The organism is Streptomyces sp. NPDC002125, from assembly GCF_053593715.1.
The window spans coordinates 25,001-41,636 of record NZ_JBSFDD010000034.1 but is presented as its reverse complement, the minus strand read 5'-3'; the positions used below and the strand labels follow the sequence as shown (position 1 = coordinate 41,636).

17 protein-coding genes and 1 riboswitch are annotated in these 16,636 nt (G+C 73.6%); of the genes, 1 reads left to right on the top strand and 16 read right to left on the bottom strand.

The window, feature by feature from the left end; translation table 11 throughout:
* Positions 1 to 16: 16 nt before the first annotated feature.
* Positions 17 to 913, bottom strand: coding sequence for an NAD(P)-dependent oxidoreductase (locus ACWCQM_RS36360; protein WP_450919348.1), 897 nt, complete (start codon positions 911 to 913; stop codon positions 17 to 19).
* 46 nt (positions 914 to 959) lie between these two features.
* Positions 960 to 1,562 (bottom strand): adenosylcobinamide amidohydrolase, encoded by a 603-nt coding sequence (locus ACWCQM_RS36355; RefSeq protein WP_450919387.1) that lies wholly within the window; start codon positions 1,560 to 1,562, stop codon positions 960 to 962.
* Positions 1,563 to 1,922: 360 nt separating this feature from the next.
* Between ACWCQM_RS36355 and ACWCQM_RS36350 the strand changes: the two genes are divergently transcribed.
* Positions 1,923 to 2,912: a PRC and DUF2382 domain-containing protein gene (locus ACWCQM_RS36350; protein ID WP_450919347.1), complete on the top strand. Its 990-nt coding sequence runs from the start codon at positions 1,923 to 1,925 to the stop codon at positions 2,910 to 2,912.
* 111 nt (positions 2,913 to 3,023) lie between these two features.
* On the opposite strand, the gene ACWCQM_RS36345 is transcribed toward ACWCQM_RS36350, so the two are convergent.
* The 14 genes from ACWCQM_RS36345 to ACWCQM_RS36280 form a co-directional block, all read right to left on the bottom strand.
* A complete protein-coding gene (locus tag ACWCQM_RS36345) occupies positions 3,024 to 3,839 on the bottom strand; it encodes an ABC transporter ATP-binding protein (RefSeq protein WP_450919346.1) in 816 nt (271 codons plus the stop codon).
* Positions 3,836 to 4,885: a FecCD family ABC transporter permease gene (locus ACWCQM_RS36340; RefSeq protein WP_450919386.1), complete on the bottom strand. Its 1,050-nt coding sequence runs from the start codon at positions 4,883 to 4,885 to the stop codon at positions 3,836 to 3,838. Before ACWCQM_RS36340 ends, ACWCQM_RS36345 begins: the two co-directional genes overlap by 4 nt.
* A gap of 29 nt (positions 4,886 to 4,914) precedes the next feature.
* Positions 4,915 to 5,910, bottom strand: coding sequence for an ABC transporter substrate-binding protein (locus ACWCQM_RS36335; protein ID WP_450919345.1), 996 nt, complete (start codon positions 5,908 to 5,910; stop codon positions 4,915 to 4,917).
* 103 nt (positions 5,911 to 6,013) lie between these two features.
* Positions 6,014 to 6,200, bottom strand: a riboswitch (cobalamin riboswitch).
* Between the two features lie 130 nt (positions 6,201 to 6,330).
* Positions 6,331 to 6,510 (bottom strand): hypothetical protein, encoded by a 180-nt coding sequence (locus tag ACWCQM_RS36330; RefSeq protein ID WP_450919344.1) that lies wholly within the window; start codon positions 6,508 to 6,510, stop codon positions 6,331 to 6,333.
* On the bottom strand, positions 6,507 to 8,405 hold the full coding sequence (locus ACWCQM_RS36325) for an acyl-CoA dehydrogenase family protein (protein WP_450919343.1): 1,899 nt from the start codon (positions 8,403 to 8,405) through the stop codon (positions 6,507 to 6,509). The genes ACWCQM_RS36330 and ACWCQM_RS36325 overlap by 4 nt, the downstream gene beginning before the upstream one ends.
* A 49-nt stretch (positions 8,406 to 8,454) precedes the next feature.
* The gene (locus tag ACWCQM_RS36320) at positions 8,455 to 9,402 is read right to left on the bottom strand and encodes a carbohydrate kinase family protein (protein WP_450919342.1); all 948 of its coding nucleotides are present in this window, start codon (positions 9,400 to 9,402) and stop codon (positions 8,455 to 8,457) included.
* 111 nt (positions 9,403 to 9,513) lie between these two features.
* The gene (locus ACWCQM_RS36315) at positions 9,514 to 9,777 is read right to left on the bottom strand and encodes a type B 50S ribosomal protein L31 (protein ID WP_450919341.1); all 264 of its coding nucleotides are present in this window, start codon (positions 9,775 to 9,777) and stop codon (positions 9,514 to 9,516) included.
* 100 nt (positions 9,778 to 9,877) lie between these two features.
* The gene (locus ACWCQM_RS36310) at positions 9,878 to 11,194 is read right to left on the bottom strand and encodes an MFS transporter (protein ID WP_450919340.1); all 1,317 of its coding nucleotides are present in this window, start codon (positions 11,192 to 11,194) and stop codon (positions 9,878 to 9,880) included.
* Entirely contained in the window at positions 11,191 to 11,862 is a 672-nt protein-coding gene (locus tag ACWCQM_RS36305; RefSeq protein WP_450919339.1) for a helix-turn-helix domain-containing protein, read from the bottom strand. The genes ACWCQM_RS36310 and ACWCQM_RS36305 overlap by 4 nt, the downstream gene beginning before the upstream one ends.
* A gap of 67 nt (positions 11,863 to 11,929) precedes the next feature.
* Positions 11,930 to 12,811 (bottom strand): ABC transporter substrate-binding protein, encoded by an 882-nt coding sequence (locus tag ACWCQM_RS36300; protein WP_450919338.1) that lies wholly within the window; start codon positions 12,809 to 12,811, stop codon positions 11,930 to 11,932.
* Positions 12,812 to 12,816: 5 nt separating this feature from the next.
* A complete protein-coding gene (locus ACWCQM_RS36295) occupies positions 12,817 to 13,509 on the bottom strand; it encodes a GNAT family N-acetyltransferase (RefSeq protein WP_450919337.1) in 693 nt (230 codons plus the stop codon).
* A 49-nt stretch (positions 13,510 to 13,558) separates the two neighbouring features.
* Positions 13,559 to 14,473, bottom strand: a complete 915-nt coding sequence (locus ACWCQM_RS36290) for a YihY/virulence factor BrkB family protein (protein WP_450919336.1) — start codon at positions 14,471 to 14,473, stop codon at positions 13,559 to 13,561.
* 118 nt (positions 14,474 to 14,591) lie between these two features.
* The gene (locus ACWCQM_RS36285; protein WP_450919335.1) at positions 14,592 to 14,909 is read right to left on the bottom strand and encodes a cupin; all 318 of its coding nucleotides are present in this window, start codon (positions 14,907 to 14,909) and stop codon (positions 14,592 to 14,594) included.
* Between the two features lie 32 nt (positions 14,910 to 14,941).
* On the bottom strand, positions 14,942 to 16,576 hold the full coding sequence (locus tag ACWCQM_RS36280) for a glycoside hydrolase family 13 protein (RefSeq protein ID WP_450919334.1): 1,635 nt from the start codon (positions 16,574 to 16,576) through the stop codon (positions 14,942 to 14,944).
* Between the last annotated feature and the right edge of the window lie 60 nt (positions 16,577 to 16,636).

Here is a 16,636-nt window from a genome sequence, read left to right as displayed (position 1 = left end):
GCGCCGGCGCCGCTTCCTACTCGGGGCGGCCCGCGTAGTACGTGGCGATCATGTCCTGGTCACCGTGTCCGGCCGCCTCCGCCCTGCCGAAGCGCTCGGCGGAGGCGGCGACCAGATCGAGTCTCACCCCCGCGGCCCCGGCCGCGTCGAGGATCAGCCGGGAGTCCTTGAGTGCGGTGGAGAGCGCGAAGCTCGGGCTGAGATCGCCGGTGAGCACGGCGGCGGACTTGGCCTGGAGGTACGGCGTGTCCAGCGGGCCGCCCTTCATCGCGTCGAGGAACAGCTGCGGGTCGAGCCCCAGACCCTCGGCGAGATTGAGGCACTCCGCCACACCGTTGACCAGGTTGATCACCCAGGTGTTGGCGACGAGCTTGAGCCGGGTGGCGGCTCCGGGGTCCTCGCCGACCCATACGGTGCGCTGCCCGATCGCGTCCAGGACGGGGAGGGCCGTGGCTCGTGCGCCCGAGGGTCCGGACACGAACACGGTGAGGGTGCCCTGCTCCGCGGGCTGTCTGGTGCCGGAGACGGGGGCGTCGAGGTAGACGAGTCCCAGGCCGGCCGCCCGGTGGACCAGCTCGGTGGTGGCGTCGAGCCCGACGGTGGAGCTCTGCAGCCAGACCTGTCCCGGGCGCAGGCCGGGCGTCGCCGCGGTCAGGGTCTCGGCCACGGACGGGCCGTCGTTCAGCACGGTGAGGACGACGTCCGCCCCGCGTACCGCTTCCTCGGCAGTGTCCGTCACGGTGGCGCCGTGGGCGGCCAGCGGTTCGGCCTTGGCGCGCGTACGGTTCCAGGCCCGGACGGGGAGCCGCGCCCTGAGCAGGCTGCGGGCCATCCCCGATCCCATGATCCCGGTGCCGAGGACCGCGACGGTCGGTGCGCCCGGGGCGGTGTCCGCCGGAGAATCGGTGGCCATGGGGAGAGTCCCTTCGTCGGTGCGGGGGTCTCGCGACCCGTGGGCCTCAAGACTGCCGCAACGCGCCCTCCAGCACGGCACGGTGGACGGCTCTGGCGAGTCGCGCGCCCCAGAGCGAGCGGGGCCCGGCGAACGGTTCACCGGGCTGTTCCCCCGGGTCCGGCGCGGCGACGCACACCGAGTCCGTCGGGGTCCCGGAGCAGTCGAGTCCGGCGTCCACGAGGGCCTGGACCTTCGCCTCGGTCGCGGTCGCCACCGCGTTGACGAGTGCGGCGTCCGAGAGGGGTACCGGGAGGACGACGACGATGTTGACGGTGCCCGGCGGGAGGGGGCCTTCGGTCCCTTCGGCGGGGGCGGCGGCCCATCCCCGTACGCCGAGGCCGCTGGTGACGGTCGCGGTCGCGCCGCCGTCGTCCGCGGCGGTGTACGCCGTGACGTCGGCGGCCGTCATCAGTCCGGCGCCGGGCCCTTCGAGTGCCTCGGCGGCGGCGATCTCACGGAGGTGGCGGTCGGGGTCGAGCCGGGGGTAGCCACCGGGCACCTGCGCGTTCAGGATCCAGGCGCGCGGGCCGATCCCGCCGCCGAGCACGGCGCTGCTGCACACCCGCCAGCCCGGTCCCAGCCGCCAGACCAGATGGTGCAGGCCCAGACCGTCCTCCTGCCTGGCGAGCAGCTCGCCGCGCTGCCGGGGCAGGCGGATGCCCGTGGATCCGATGGCGCACCCCTCCCGACAGGCCGGCCGACGGTCGGCGACAGCGCGTCGATCATACGGGCGTCCTCCGTCCGCACATCCGGCGCACCCAGGCACGCGCTCACCCGAATGGCGTAACCGGTGGAGAGGGCCCACATCCGCGTGGAACGGGGCAACCGCCCCTCTTCGGTGTCCCTGGCCGCTCGCCGCCACGGCCGGGAAGTTGCACCGTCCATCCGGGTGAGGCGCGATGGAATCCGGACGCGCCACCCCAGGTGGACCCACCCACAGGACGCGCCCGGGCGAGGAGGAATCGGCATGGGAGCCGCTGACGGTTTCACGGATTCCGGAGAACTCGACGGTCTGACCGTCTACGACAGCGACGGCGAGAAGGTCGGCACTGTCGGCCGGGTGTACGTCGACGACGACACCGGAAAGCCCGACTGGGTGACGGTCAAGACCGGCATGTTCGGCATGAAGGAGAGCTTCGTACCGCTTGCCGGAGCCCGCAGCGTGGGCTCCGACCTGCACGTCGCACATACGAAGGACCGCGTCAAGGAAGCCCCCCGGGTGGACGCCGACGCGCATCTCTCCGTGTCCGAGGAGGAGGAGCTCTACCGGCACTACGGGATGACCAGGAAGGCCACCGGCCGCGGCGACGCCCGCACGACGTCCGGGACGGGAACCATGGGAGCCGCCGGTGCCGCGGGCGCTGCCGGAACCGGTACGGCTCGCACGACCTCGGCCGGACAGGCGAAGACCTCGGGCACGACGGCCGGCATGGGCACCACCGGTGCCGGCACGGGCAGGCACCGCGACATGGACACCTCCTCCACGTCCCGCCCGCTCGCCGGAGCCGGAGCGGAACGGTCCGCCGCCGGCACCGGCCGTGAGGAGATGATCCGGTCCGAGGAGCAGCTCCAGGTCGGCACGGAGGAGTACGAGAGCGGAAGGGCCCGCCTGCACAAGTACGTCGTGACCGAGAACGTCACGCGCACGGTGCCCGTGTCCCACGAGGAGGTACGCGTGGTGCGTGAGCCTCTGAAGCCGGGCGAGCGGACGACGGGTGTGAAGGGGACGAGCGAGCTCGGCGAACAGGACGTCGAGGTCACCCTGCACGCCGAACGAGCCACCGTCCGCAAGGAGGCTGTCCCGGTGGAGCGGGTCCGTCTCGAGACCAGCAAGGTCACCGAACAGAAGGAAGTCTCCGCCGAGCTCCGCAAGGAGAAGATCGACTACGCGGACGGAAAGGACATGGGCAGCGGCAAGGACACGGGCGGCGAATTCGGCCAGGGACGTCGCCGCTGACCCCTCACCCAGCGGCGGAAGGCCGCGCGACAGCACACGAGGGGCGGTCCCGGTCGGTCGACGGGCCCGCCCTCTCGTGGTGCCGCGCCGCTCGTGGGGCCGGCCCGTGCGTCACGGACTCCCCGGCAGGAACCGCACCGAGGGCCGGCCGTCCGGCCCTTCCGGCGTCACCCGCGCGCGCACGCGGTAGACATCGGCGATGAGTTCCTCGGTGATCACTTCCGAGGGCGTTCCGCCGGCCACGACGCGGCCCTTCTTCATGACCGTCACCCGGTCGCAGAACATGGCCGCCAGATTGAGGTCGTGCAGTGCGATCACCGCGGTGACGGGCAGCGCCGCGACGAGGGAGAGCAGTTCCAGCTGGTGCTGGATGTCCAGATGGTTCGTCGGCTCGTCCAGCAGCAGTTCGCGCGGCCGCTGGGCGAGCGCCCGGGCGATCTGGACACGCTGGCGCTCGCCTCCGGACAGGGTGTGCCAGGACTGGCCCGCACGGTCGGCGAGTCCGGTGCGTGCCAGCGCCTCGCGTACGGCGTCCTCGTCGTCGGGTCCGGGCGCCGACCAGGCGCGACGGTGCGGAATGCGGCCGAGGCGTACGACGTCCGCCACGTTCATCTCGACCTGGGTGACGGCGTGCTGGTCGACCACGGCGACACGGCGGGCGACACTCCTGCGGCCGGTCTCGGCGAGGGTGCGGCCGTCGAGGGTGACCACGCCCCGGCCGGGGGTCAGCACGCCCGCCATCACTCTGAGCAGCGTGGTCTTGCCCGAGCCGTTGGGTCCGAGCAGCCCGGTCGTGCTGCCGGGCGGCGGGGCGATACTCACCCCGTCCATGACGAGCCGTCCGCCCGCCTCCCGGCTGACCCGCGACGCCCTCAGCCCTTCGCCGGGCGCGGGTGCGACGGTCCCGGGGTGCTTCTGAGGGCTCATGCGCTCCTCCGCGTGCGGTAGAGAACCAGGACGAAGGCGGGTACGCCGATGAGGGAGGTGACCACGCCGACCGGAACCTCCTGAGGGTCGAGGACGGTCCTGGCCAGGGTGTCGACCCAGACCAGGAAGACGGCCCCGGCGAGCGCGGTGAGCGGCAGCAGCCGTCGGTGCCCCGAGCCGGCCAGCGCACGGGCCGCGTGCGGCAGCACGAGGCCGACGAACCCGATGGCACCCGCAGAGCTGACGAGGGCCGCCGTCAGCAGCGCGGTCGCGCAGAGCAGCACGATCCGGGTGCGGGCCACGTGCACCCCGAGAGCGGCAGCCGCGTCCTGGCCGAAGGCGAAGGCGTCGAGCGTACGGGCGTGACCCAGGCAGATCAGCAGTGTCACGGCCAGCACGGCGGAGCACATCCACACGTCGCCCCAGCCGACCCCGCTCAGGGAGCCGAGCAGCCAGAACAGCACGCCCCGGGTCTGCTCGGCGTCGGCCGCGGTCATCACCACGAAGGAGGTGAGCGCCGAGAAGAGCTGCATGGCCGCGACCCCGGAGAGGACGACCCGGTCGGTCGAGCCGCCGAGGGTGTGGCTGAGCAGCAGGACGAGGGCGAAGGAGCACAGGGCCCCGACGAATGCCCCGGCCGGGACCGGGACCACTCCCCCGCCGACGCCGAGCACGACGACCACGACCGCGCCGGTGGACGCCCCGGAGGAGACGCCGAGGACGAACGGGTCGGCGAGCGGATTGCGCAGCAGCGACTGCATCACCGTGCCGCACACCGCGAGCCCGGCCCCGCACACCGCGGCGAGCAGGGTGCGGGGCATGCGCAGGTTCCAGATGATGCCGTCGCGGATCGGGGTCAGCCGGGGTTGGGCGAGCCCGAGGTGCGAGGCCACGGCCGACCAGACGTCCGGGACGGAGATACGGGCGGGGCCGATCGTGACGGCGACCGCGACGGACAGGAGCAGCAGGGCGAGACCCCCGGCCCACAGGAGGCCGTCGCGCACGACGCGGGCTCCGGCGGCGCGGCCCGCCGGCGGCAGCTCCACGCGTACGTCCGGGGCGTGTCCGGTGTCCGTCACCCCGCGAGCCCGAACGAGCGGAGCCCGGCCGCGACGCGCTCCACGCCCTCCACGGTCCGGATCGTCGGATTCATGGCCTGGCCGCTGAGCAGGACGTACCGCTTGTGCCGTACCGCGTCCATGTTCTTCGTGGCGGGGTTGGACTCCAGGAACTCGATCTTCTTCGCGGCGCTCTCGGCCGTCTGCGACTTCCGGGTCAGGTCGCCGATGACCAGGACGTCGGGGTTCCGGTCGGCGACGGTCTCCCAGTTGATCTGGGGCCATTCCTCGTGGGTGTCGTCGAAGACGTTCTCCGCGCCGAGTTCCCCGGTGATGATGCCGGGGGCTCCGCAGCAGCCCGCCATGTAGGGGGCCTCGGAGTTGGCGAACCAGTAGAGCAGGCTCGTTCCGGACGCGTCGATGCCCTTGGTCGCGGCACCGATCCGGGCCTGGAGCCGGGCGACGAGCGCGTCGCCCCGCTCCGGTACGCCGAACACCCGCGCGAGCTCGCGTACTTCGGTGTAGACGCTGTCCATGGTGAGCGGCTTCGTACGGGAGCCGTCGCCACTGCCGCTGTTGTCCTTGGCGGTGCAGTCGGCGGGCGAGACGTACGTCGGCACTCCGAGGTCCTCGAACTGCTCGCGCGGCGCGACGCCGCCCTTGCCGAGGGTCGATTCGAACGAGGCGCTGACGAAGTCGGGTTCCACGGCGAGGACCTTCTCCGAGGAGGGGCGGTTCTCCGCGATGCGGGGGATCTTCGTCTCGGCCTTCTCCAGGCCCTTCATCACGGGATCGGTCCAGGTGGAGGTCCCGGCGAGCCGGTCGGCGAGGCCCAGGGAGAGCAGGATCTCCGTCGATCCCTGGTCCAGGGAGACCGCGTGGCGCGGTGCGGAGTCCACGGTGACGGTGCGTCCGCAGTTCGTCAGCGTCACCGGAAATCCGGCGCCGCCCCCTCCCGGTGCGGCTCCGGTGGTCCCGGTGCCGCCGCATGCGGTCAGCAGGACAAGTCCCATGAGGACCGGGGTGGTTCGGCGTGCGGTGCTGGCTATGGGCGGCACAGGGTCCCTCGGCGTCTCTGGGCTCATGCGCGGAGCCCGTACGGAGTTCCGCTCCCGGGTGCGGAAGCGGGTGCCAGCAGGTCTTCGGACTCGGGTTCGTCCGGACGGGGCGCCTTCCCGGGGCACCCGAGGATGTCCCAGTGGCCGTGGCCCCGCCCGTCCCCCTCACCGCTGCGCGTCAGCTCCGGATTCGCACCGGATTCCCTGACTCCACGTGGAGTGTGACTGGCGTCTGCAAGCTATCACGCGACGTGACGGCGGCTTCTGCGGCCGGTGCGGATCTCACTTCCGGGGCCCTCGGCCGGTACGACGGGCAGGGCCGGTACGGCGGGCGGGACGTCGTCCTCCGTACCGGCCGGCAGGTCCTCGGGCGGGTCAGCCCTTGGGGCGAACCGATTCGCCGCGGCGTCTGCGCGGTCCCCCTCCCACGCGGGCGAGCACGGACACCGTGCCCCAGTAGGCCAGCAGGACCGCGCTCGTGCCGAGGATCTCCAGGCCCTCCGCGACGCGGCGGCCCATCGGCCGTGCCTCACGGGCCGGGGACGGGGCGCTCATCGGGCGTCCGCCGGACCGCTGTTCCAGGGGCCCCGGGGGTCGTCGTAGGCGTCGGCGTAGCCGGGCCCCGCGATGGGCCAGTCGGCGAGCAGTTCAGCGGGCAGGGCGAAGGAGTCGGCCAGTTGGGGGGCGTGCGCGGCGACGGCCGTGATCAGCTCCTCGGCGGTCTCGGCCAGTGCCTCGGTCTGAACGGCGCTCAGCAGGCCCGCGGCCAGCAGGTCGCCGCTGTTGCGGGCGACCCACTCCACGGCGAACAGCCGCTCCAGTTCCCCCAGCCGCTCTCTCGCCGCCCCCTCGGGCAGTGCGGCGCGGGCCTCGGCGTAGGCCTCGGCGGCGTGCCGGTAGGCATAGGCCTCGACTCCCCGGATCGCGGGCCCGGACGCCGCGTTCCACTGCGCGAGGACGTCGGTGTCCGGCACCCGCAGCGCCCGGGTCCTGGCGCGGTCGAACCAGATGTCCTCCACCGCGGCGAGGAGCCGGACCAGGAAGCGCGGGTCGGCGAGGTCGCCGGGCTCGCCGGTCCCCTCGCGCCCGGGCTCGGCGGGAACACGGCCGGGCCCGTCCGGCCCGGCCGGGACACTCCCCGGCGCGTCCGGCCCGGCCGAGAGGAGCAGGTCGGCCGCCGCCTTGGCGTAGAGGGCGATGTTGTCGCCCTCGGCCGTGATGGCGCCCTCCACACCCGTGACGAGTTCGGTCATGCCGTTGTTCTCCAGCAGCGCCTGCGCGCCGCAGCGTTCACGGCTCTCGACGATGACCTCCCGGGCCCGCCAGGTGATCCATGCCTTGGCGACGTCGACGAGCGTCCCCGCCTCGGCCCTGCCGCCCTCCTCCGTACAGCTCTCCCAGCGCTCCTGTGCCCTGCGGTGCAGCAGGCTCATGGCGAAGACCTTGGCCATGGCCGAGGCGAGCGGCCCGTGGTGGGTGCGGTGGGCGTTGACCGGTACGGGCGGTGTGCGCCGGGAGCCGGAGATCATCCGGTGGCCCCCGTAGCGCACGGCGACCGCCAGGGTCGCGCGGGCCGAGCCCGCCGCGCAGGCGCTCATCGAGACCCGGCCGTGGATGACCCTGCCGATCGAGGTCAGGAAGCGCCGCCGCCTGTCCCCCGGTGCCGTCCTGAACTCCCCCCGGGCGCCCTCCTCCCGGTCGGCTCCCAGCAGGGCGTCACGTGCCACGAAGAGCTGGTCGAAGGAGGTCAGACAGTGGTCCACGGGGCTGCCCATCCGGGCGGGCAGCCGCCGCACCCTGATGCCGGGCAGCGCGCGCTCCTCGTCGGTGAGCGGCACCAGGAAGAGGCGTACCCCGTGGTCGGAGCCGTCGGCCACCAGACGTGCGGCGACCAGCCCGGACTTGGCCCCGCCCGCCGGGCTGGTGTTGGGCATGAACTTCTGCGCGCCCGCGTTCGGGGTGTGCAGGACGAATCCGTCGCGCTCGCGGTCGTACGTCGCGGTGGTCTCCATGGCCGCCGCGTTGTTTCCGTGTGCCACCTCCGTGCACAGGAACGTGCCGATGCGGCGCAGGGACAGATAGTCCGACAGGTCCCGGTGGCCCGCGCCGTCCTGATCGAGGAGGCTGCCGAGGAAGAGGTTGTAGTGGATGCCCGCGACGGTGGTCAGCGCGGGGTCGACCGGCCCGAGCCAGGCGTGCAGGGCGGCCAGGGCGCGTGGGTCGGCGGCGAGGCGCGCCCCGCTGTCGAGGGAGAGGTTGAGGACCCGCAACCGGTCGTAGGCGAGTTCCAGTCGCTCTTCGGGCGTTCCCCCGGCGGGGCGGCGGAACGGTTCTGTGCTGATCAGCCGCTGCCAGAAGCCGTGTTCGCGGCGGTGTTCCGGACCGAGGAGGACGGCGGTCAGCAGTTCGGTGGTGGACGGTGGAGCGGTTTCGGTGAGGGTCACGGTCATACCGGGCTGAACGAGGAAGGTGCGTCCGAGGACACCCCCGTCACTCCGATCACCCGGGTACAGGCGCGCTGGTCAGAGCCGCTGCCAGCTCCTCCTCGTCGGGAGGCAGCGCACCGGCCCGCCGGACGGTCACGGCAGCGGAGGCCACACCGTGGCGCAGGACGTCGCCGAGGGTGGCGGCGTCCAGGGAGCGCAGCCGTGTGCGGGCCTCCGCGCCGAGCAGTCCGTGCGCTACCAGGGCGTGCAGCGTGCCGGACATGAAGGCGTCGCCCGCGCCCACGGTGTCCTCGACCCGGACGGGCGGCGCCCCGATGCCGACGGTCCCGCCGGGCAGGAACGCCTGGGCGCCCTCGGCTCCCCGGGTGAGCAGGACGACGGCGGGCCCGGAGCGCAGCCAGCGCTCGGCGGCCTCCTCCGGGGTCTCGTGCGGATACAGCCTGCGCAGGTCCTCGTCGCTGGCCTTGACGATGTCGCTGAGCGCGACGCAGCGCTCGGCTCGCCGGACGGCGGTGGCGTGGTCCCCCATCAGGCCGGTCCGCACATTGGGGTCGTAGCTCACGGTCGCGGCCGTACGGAGCGCTTCGACCAGGCCCAGGACCGTGTCCGCGCCGGGTTCCAGGGCGGTGGCGAGGGACCCGGTGTGGACGTGCACGGGTGGCTCCCCCGGCCGCTCGACCGGGCCCAGCGTCCAGGTGATCGCGAAGGCGTAGGCCGCGCGGCCCTCGTCGTCCAGCTCGACGGTGGCGGCCGGGGTGGGCTCCGGGCTCCCGTCCGTCAGCACCCGCACCCCGGCGCCGGCGAGGTGGTCCCGGATCAGCCGCCCGTCGGCATCCGGACCGAGCTGGGTGATCAGGGTGGTGTCGCGGCCGAGCCTGGCCAGCCCGTACGCGACGTTCGCGGGGCTGCCACCGGCGTGGGTGCGGTCCGGCGCGCCCGGCGTCCGGACGATGTCGGCGACGCATTCGCCGATGACCAGGAGGGCGGGGCTGTCGGGCATGGGTGCGGGTCTCCTGGGGAACGCGGGCGGGCCGGCCGGTGGAGCGCGGCTGTCACGGGGCAGGGCGCCGCCGATTCTGCCCGGTGCGCGGGGGCCGTGGAGACCCGGGGTTCAGGGGGTGTCCCCGCGCCCCTCGTCGCCGTACCGCCGCTCGAACTTCGCGACCTGGCCCTCGGTGTCGACCACCCGTGCCTTGCCGGTGAAGAACGGGTGGCTCTCGGCGGAGATCTCGACGTCGATGACCGGATAGCTGTTGCCGTCGTCCCAGTCGATGGTCTGCTCGCTCGACGCGGTGGACCTGGTCAGAAAGGCGTAACCGGCGGAACGGTCGCGGAAGACCACGGGACGGTACGACGGGTGCTTGTCCTGCTGCATGCCTGCTCCTGGGGGTACGGGGATCTCGCGTCCCGCTCCGGGCCAGCGTCCCGAACCCCGGGTGCGGGCGCGATCGGGGGCGTCCGTACGGAGCAGTGCTTCAGGCCCCGCCCCACTCCGGCGCCGGAGCGCCGGCGGTGCGCCGGGCCCAGAGCAGCGCTCCGGCGAGCAGGACGGCGGCGGTGAGCAGCCAGGGCAGCGGTCCTGCGGGGAGCAGGCCGACGACCAGGCCGGCGGCGGCTCCGGTCAGCTGCTGGGCGAGCGACTGCACGGACAGGGCGGTCGCCCGGCCCGCGGTGTCGACGCGGCGGTGCAGGAGGTCGCTCTCGCTGGGACCCGCGGCGCCGAGGCCCAGGTAGACCAGCCCGTATCCGGCGGCGGCGAGGGCCGCCGCCGGGGCGCCGGACGCGGTGACGGTGGCGCCGAGCACCAGCAGGCCGGCCGCACCGGCGCCGAGGCTCACCAGGACCGCGCGCTCCCCGTCCCCCGTGACCCGGGCGACGAGCGGCGCCAGGCGGCTGCCGAGCGCGGAGCAGACGAATCCGGCCGCCGCGAGTCCGGCGAAGAGCACCGCGCCGGACTCCGGGGCCCCGGTCAGCGCGGCGGCGCGGCCCGGGGTGAGCAGTTCGAGGGCGGCGAGCGCGGTGCCGGCGGCGCCCGTGGTCATCAGGATGCGGCGGATGAGCGCGTCCCCGGCACCCAGCCGCAGACCCGCACCGATGGCGCCGGGGACGCCCCGCAGGACTCCGCGCAGGGTGGCCGCGGGGCGGGGCGGCTCGGTCAGGGCGGCCAGGACGTAGAAGACGAACACGACGTTGACGGCCGCGCCGAGCAGCACGGGCACGGACAGGGGCAGGACCAGGCCGGAGGTGAGGGCCCGCAGGCCCTCCCCGGGGTCGGCGCCGAGGCCGAGCAGCCAGGGCGTACCGCCGCCGACGAGCACGCCGAGCGCGATCGCGCCGGACGAGGCGGCACTGCCGTGTGCCAGCCCCGTGCGCAGATCGGCGTCGGGGCCGGCGTGGGCGTGCACGGTGTCGACGTACCAGGCTTCGGCGGGTCCGCTGGACAGGGCCCGCCCCGCCCCCATGAGGGCCATACCGGGGATGATCACCCACGGGGTCGTCCCCAGGGCGATGAGGGCGAGGGCGACGGCATTGAGTATCCCGGCACCGGCCAGGACCTTGCGGCGGCCGATGACGTCGGAGAGCCCGCCGGTGGGGAGTTCGAGGACCGCCACGGTCAGGGAGTGGGCGGCGTAGGCCGCGGCGACGGCGGCGAGCGTCAGCCCGCGCTCGGTGAGCAGCAGGACCATGGGCGCCAGCGCGAGACCCGCGGGCAGCCAGAAGAGGAACGACACCGTGACGAATCTTCGGCGCGCGGCGCGTTCCCCGGGCCCGCCGCCCGGCCGCCCGCTCACGCGGCGTCCCCGTTGCCGGAGGTCTCGTCGGCGGCGGGCGCGCCCCGGTCGGCCGAACCCTTGCCGCCTGCGCGTGCGCCCCGGTCGTCGGGGGCCAGCGGGAGTCCGGCGGTGAGCAGCACGACCCGCTCGGCCCGGGGGTCGTGCTCGTCCCGGGCGGTCAGCTCGGCCAGCTTGGCGCCGATCGTGTCCCGGAGCTCGCGGAGGGACTCCGGGGTGAGCAGCGGCATCAGGTCGTCGATCCCCGAGGGGTCGTGCCACTCCTCGCCCAGGCGGCCCGCCTCGATGTCCGCCTCGTGCCGGTCCACCGACTGCCGCAGGTGCTCGATCTGCCGGCGCCTGCCCAGCACGGTCATCGCCCGGCCCGCCGGGGTGGCGAGCATCGCCGCGTTGTCCGTCGAGGTGACGGCGTGCACCGCCTTCCAGCGACGCTCACGTCCGTCCCGGTGCTCGGCCTCGGCGACGAAGGCGTACTTGGCCAGCACCCGCAGGTGGTAGCTGGTCGACGCGGAGGACTCCCCGGTCCTGACCGCCAGCTCACTGGCGGTGGCAGGACCGTGGAGACGCAGCAGTCCGAGCAGTTTCAGGCGCAGCGGGTGGGTGAGCGCCTTGAGTGCCGCCGGGTCCTGCTCGGGGTCGAGCACGCGGTGCGTCGCGTCGTTGTCCATGACGGCAGGTTAGAGCGGTTCGGCACTTTGCCAAATAGTTTTTGCAGAATTTCTTTGGGAAAGTTGTTCAGCCGGCCGAGGATTCCTCCAGCGCGTCCGCGACCAGCGCCAGGAAGCGCGCGTGGGCCTGCGGGCTGCACAGCGGCTCCGGATTCCACGGCACGGTCCGCACCCGCCGCCCGGCGTCCTGCCACTCCGGGGCGGCGATGTCGCCGAGCGGGACCGCGTTGGACCGTACGTCCGCGAGGACGATGCCGGGCTCCAGGGCCGCCGCCTCCTCCCAGCCGAGGGTGGCCCAGTTGACCCCGGCCCCGTCGGGCGGGGGCACCAGCCCGACACCCAGCTCGGCCAGCACCCGCAGCTCGGGCCACATCTGGGGACGGGCGACATACGCCTGCTCCTGGCCGGCGGGCGAGAGGGCCACCACCCTCGGGGCCTGCGGCAAGGCGCTCACCACGGCCCGGAGCCGCTCGCGCGCGGCGGCCGGCCCGTTCGCCGCGTCCGGGGCCCCCTCACCCCCGAGCGCGTGCGCGAGCTCGGCGAAACGCCCGGACACCTGGTCCAGGGTGCGCGCCTGGCCCACGTCGATCACGACGACCGGGACGCGCTCCTCCAGGTGCTTGGCGGTGTCCGGGTCCAGTCCGTAGAGCTGGCCGTGGCCGTAGCTGACGGCCACCACCAGGTCGGGCGCGCCCCGTAACAGCGTCTCCACGTCCAGGTCGGCGCCCGCGCCCCGGTAGTCCACCGCCTCCAGCGGGAGCGTGCCCGTCTTGGCCAGGTCCGGCTCCGGCCCGTCGTGCCCCGAACCGAAGATCCCCTCCGGGTGGATCCCGTAGTCCCACAGCGTCGCGCCCGCCTGGATGTACGCGAGCACCCGGGACGGGCGGCTGTCCGCAGTCGCCAGCTGACCCCGGTCGTCCGCGAAACTCCACGCGCTCTGCTCCGTCATTTCACTCACCCCTCCGAACCGGCGGCCGCGGCCCTCGCCCGGGCTCGCCCCTCACTACCTGCCCAGCCCGCCGACTCCACACCCCCCGTCGAGCGCCCGAGATGGGTCAGCGGGCCGGGGTCGGGTACGTCGATGACCTCGAAGCCGAGCCGGTCGTAGAAGGCCCTGGCCGGAGTGTTGGCCGTGACCATGGACAGATGGACGGCCGGAACCCCCCGCCCGTGCAGCGCGCCCAGGAAGGCACCCATCAGCTCCCTGCCGTACCCCTTGCGCTGCCACGGCGGCAGCAGGTCGATGTGCAGGTGCGCGGGATACTCGCGGAGCTCAGGGAGGATCATGCGCTCGGGGCGGTACAGCAGCGCCGTCATCGCCTCGGTGAGGTTGCGGGGCTCACCCTCGGGCTCGGGGAAGCGCCCGGCCACCCGGGGCACCCAGGTCTCACGGAAGGCGTCCACGAACCGGGGCGTGTCCGCGGTCCCCAGGATGTAGCCGACCGCCCGCCCCGAGCCGTCGTCGAGGACGAAGGCCAGCTCGGGTTCCAGGTGGGCGTAGGGCTCGGCGAACAGCGCGGGCATGAGTCCGGGGTCCGGGTACAGATGCCGGGAGTCGCCGCCGTTGTCGGCCGTGCGGACGCAGATGTCCGCGAGGGCCTCCTGGTCACCGGGACGGTAGGGACGCACATGGGCGGTCTGTGTCATCGCCCCATCCTTCACTTGTGGGAGCGCTCCCACAAGGCCCCCGGGCCCCTCAGTCCGCGTCCTGCCCGGGCCGGTTCTCCGTGCGGGCCAGTTCCACGTTGAACTGGGCGCCGGTCAGGAGCGCCAGGTTGGTGAACCAGATCCAGATCAGGAAGACGACCAGGCCGGCCAGCGAACCGTACAGCCGGCTGTAGCTGGCGACATGGGTGGCGTACAGCGCGAAGCCCGCCGAGGCGACCAGCCAGAGGAACGCCGCGAGGACCCCTCCGGGCAGCCCTTGCCGCACATCCCGCGCGGAGCGGGGTCCCGTGCTGAAGAGGACCACGATCAGGCAGGCGACCAGACAGAGCAGCACGGGCCATTTCAGGCCCGCCCAGAGCGTCTCGCCCGCCTGGTCCAGGCCCAGCCGGTGGCCGAGCCAGCGCGCCAGGGGGCCGGTGAGCACGAGGGCGAAGGCGCTGGCCATCAGCAGGACGAGCAGGCCGATGGCGGAGACCACGATGATGTGTGCCTGGCGCAGAGGGGGCCTGGTGTCCTTCACGTCGTGCATGGCGTGCATCGCCCTGCGGAAGACCGCCAGATAGCTGGAGGCGGACCACACGGCGCTCACGCTCCCGGTGGCCACCAGGAGCCAGACGGCGGTGCGCTCCTGGGTGGCCGCCTCCAGGGGGCGGCGCAGCGCGGCCCCGGACTCGGCCGGGGCGAAGGCCGTGATGTCGGCGATCAGCGCGTTGGTGGCGCCGGGGTTGGCCAGCCCGATGACGGAGACGGTGACCAGGAGGGCCGGGAGCAGCGCGAGGATGGCGTAGTAGGTCAGGGCCGCGGCCCAGTCGGAGAGGTCGTCGTTCCACAGGGAGACGGGGGTTCGGCGCAGAGCGGCGCCCCAGTGCCTCGGCGGCTTCGCGGGACGCCCCGCCTGGGACGGGAGGCGTTCCGCGCGGAGGGTGTCGGTCCTGCTGGGCACGCGGATACTCCGGGGGACGTAGGAGAGGCGGACGTCAGGAGGCCGTCACGGGTCGTGCGGCGTTCTGACGTCCCCCTTTCTCTCATGCCTCGATCCCCTGGCCCTACTCCAGGTGCTCTCAGTCGTTCACCGCGGTGAGCAGCACGACGGAGTCCTCCAGTGCCAGCAGCCCGTGCCGCTCCTGGGGGATGGGGTGCAGCCCGCCCTCCGCGAGGTCCACGTCCCCGGACCCCGCGGTGAGCCGGACCGCGCCGCGCAGCACCTGGAGCGAGGCCGCGGGAGGCGCGTTGTGCTCGTCCAGGGCCGATCCCGCCGTGAGCGCGATCACCGTCTGCCGCAGTGGCGCCTGGCGCAGCAGCAGGTGCGCGCTGCGCCCGTGCGCGTCCGTTCGGGCCGCGGCCAGGTGCTCGTCGGCGAGAGCGTTGAGATCGTCCATACGACCACTGTGCCGCAGCCTCCGCTCCCCCGCTATCGCGTCCCGCGCAGCCAGGCCGCGGTGTCGTCGGGCAGCAGACCCGACGCGTCCAGCGGGCCGCTGGTCAGCAGCACGGTGTCGTGCTCGGGGAGCCTCACCGGGCTCCCCGAGAGGTTGACGACGCAGGTCAGGCCGTGTGACCGGGTGAAGGCCAGGACACCGGGTTCCGACGGCAGCCAGTTCAGCCTGCCGTCGGCGCCCTCGCCGGGGGTGGCGGCGAAGCCGGGTTCGCGGCGGCGCAGCCGCAGTGCCTCGCGGTAGAGGGTGAGCATGGAGGCGGGGTCGGCGGCCTGCTCGTCGGCGGCGTACGAGGGCCAGGAGACGGGCTGCGGAAGCCAGGGTTCGACCGTGGAACCGAAGCCCGCGTACGGTTCGCCGGAGGACCAGGGAAGGGGGACCCGGCAGCCGTCGCGCCCGGGGTCGGTGCCGCCCGAGCGCAGGTGCATCGGGTCCTGGATGCGTTCGCGCGGGATGTCGGCCTCGGGCAGGCCGAGCTCCTCGCCCTGGTAGAGGTAGACGGCGCCCGGCAGGGCGAGCGAGAGCAGGGCGGCGGCCCGGGCCCTGCGGGTGCCGAGCTCCAGGTCGGTCGGGGTACCGAAGACCTTGGCCGCGAAGTCGAAGCCGGTCGCCTCGCGTCCGTAGCGGGTGACGGTGCGGGTCACGTCGTGGTTGCAGAGCACCCAGGTGGCGGGGGCTCCGACCGGGGCGTGCTCGGCGAGCGTGTCGTCGATCGCGGAGCGCAGCAGGTTGGCCTCCCAGGGGCAGGCGAGGAAGTTGAAGTTGAAGGCGGTGTGCAGCTCGTCGGGCCGCAGGTAGCGGGCGAAGCGCTCGGGGTCGGGGAGCCAGACCTCGCCGACGAAGATGCCGTCGTACCGGTCGGCGATGGTGCGCCAGGAGCGGTAGATGTCGTGGAGCTCGTCCCGGTCGACGTACGGGTGTGCGTCGGTGCCCTGGGTGAAGTCGGGCAGGGCGGGGTCCTTGGCGAGCAGGGCCGCCGAGTCGATCCGTACGCCCGCCACGCCCCGTTCGAACCAGAAGCGCAGCACGTCCTCGTGCTCCTGGCGGACCGCCGGGTGCGCCCAGTTGAGGTCGGGCTGCCCGGGGGCGAACAGGTGCAGGTACCACTGGCCGTCGGGGAGCCTGGTCCAGGGGACGCCGCCGAATTCGGAGACCCAGTCGTTGGGCGGGATCTCACCGTGCTCCCCGCGTCCGTCACGGAAGTGGAAGAGCTCGCGTTCGGGACTGCCCGGGGCGGCGGCCAGCGCCGCCGCGAACCAGCTGTGCTGGTCGGAGACGTGGTTGGGGACGATGTCGATGATGGTGCGGATGCCCAGCTCCCGGGCCTCGTCGATGAGCTTCTCCGCCTCGGCGAGGTGGCCGAAGGCGGGGTCGATGGCGCGGTAGTCGGCCACGTCGTAGCCGCCGTCGGCCAGCGGGGAGAGGTACCAGGGGGTGAACCACAGGGCGTCCACGCCCAGTTCCACGAGGTAGGGCAGTCTGGCCCGGACCCCCGCGAGGTCACCGGTGCCGTCCCCGTCGCCGTCGGCGAAGCTGCGTACGTAGATCTGGTAGATGGCGGCGTCGCGCCACCACGGTGCGGTGGCCTCGGTCGGACGGATGGCTGCCACGTGTCGTTCCTTTCGGGCAGGAGGTACTCCGCCCCCGGCCCGGACGCGGGGCGTTCGATG

Excerpts from the sequence above, each read along its gene's own strand:
- ACWCQM_RS36360 (WP_450919348.1), bottom strand. The coding sequence starts at position 913 with ATGGCCACCGATTCTCCGGCGGACACCGCCCCGGGCGCACCGACCGTC.
- ACWCQM_RS36350 (WP_450919347.1), top strand. The coding sequence starts at position 1,923 with ATGGGAGCCGCTGACGGTTTCACGGATTCCGGAGAACTCGACGGTCTG.
- ACWCQM_RS36345 (WP_450919346.1), bottom strand. The coding sequence starts at position 3,839 with ATGAGCCCTCAGAAGCACCCCGGGACCGTCGCACCCGCGCCCGGCGAA.
- ACWCQM_RS36335 (WP_450919345.1), bottom strand. The coding sequence starts at position 5,910 with ATGGGACTTGTCCTGCTGACCGCATGCGGCGGCACCGGGACCACCGGA.
- ACWCQM_RS36330 (WP_450919344.1), bottom strand. The coding sequence starts at position 6,510 with ATGAGCGCCCCGTCCCCGGCCCGTGAGGCACGGCCGATGGGCCGCCGC.
- ACWCQM_RS36325 (WP_450919343.1), bottom strand. The coding sequence starts at position 8,405 with ATGACCGTGACCCTCACCGAAACCGCTCCACCGTCCACCACCGAACTG.
- ACWCQM_RS36320 (WP_450919342.1), bottom strand. The coding sequence starts at position 9,402 with ATGCCCGACAGCCCCGCCCTCCTGGTCATCGGCGAATGCGTCGCCGAC.
- ACWCQM_RS36315 (WP_450919341.1), bottom strand. The coding sequence starts at position 9,777 with ATGCAGCAGGACAAGCACCCGTCGTACCGTCCCGTGGTCTTCCGCGAC.
- ACWCQM_RS36305 (WP_450919339.1), bottom strand. The coding sequence starts at position 11,862 with ATGGACAACGACGCGACGCACCGCGTGCTCGACCCCGAGCAGGACCCG.
- ACWCQM_RS36300 (WP_450919338.1), bottom strand. The coding sequence starts at position 12,811 with ATGACGGAGCAGAGCGCGTGGAGTTTCGCGGACGACCGGGGTCAGCTG.
- ACWCQM_RS36295 (WP_450919337.1), bottom strand. The coding sequence starts at position 13,509 with ATGACACAGACCGCCCATGTGCGTCCCTACCGTCCCGGTGACCAGGAG.
- ACWCQM_RS36285 (WP_450919335.1), bottom strand. The coding sequence starts at position 14,909 with ATGGACGATCTCAACGCTCTCGCCGACGAGCACCTGGCCGCGGCCCGA.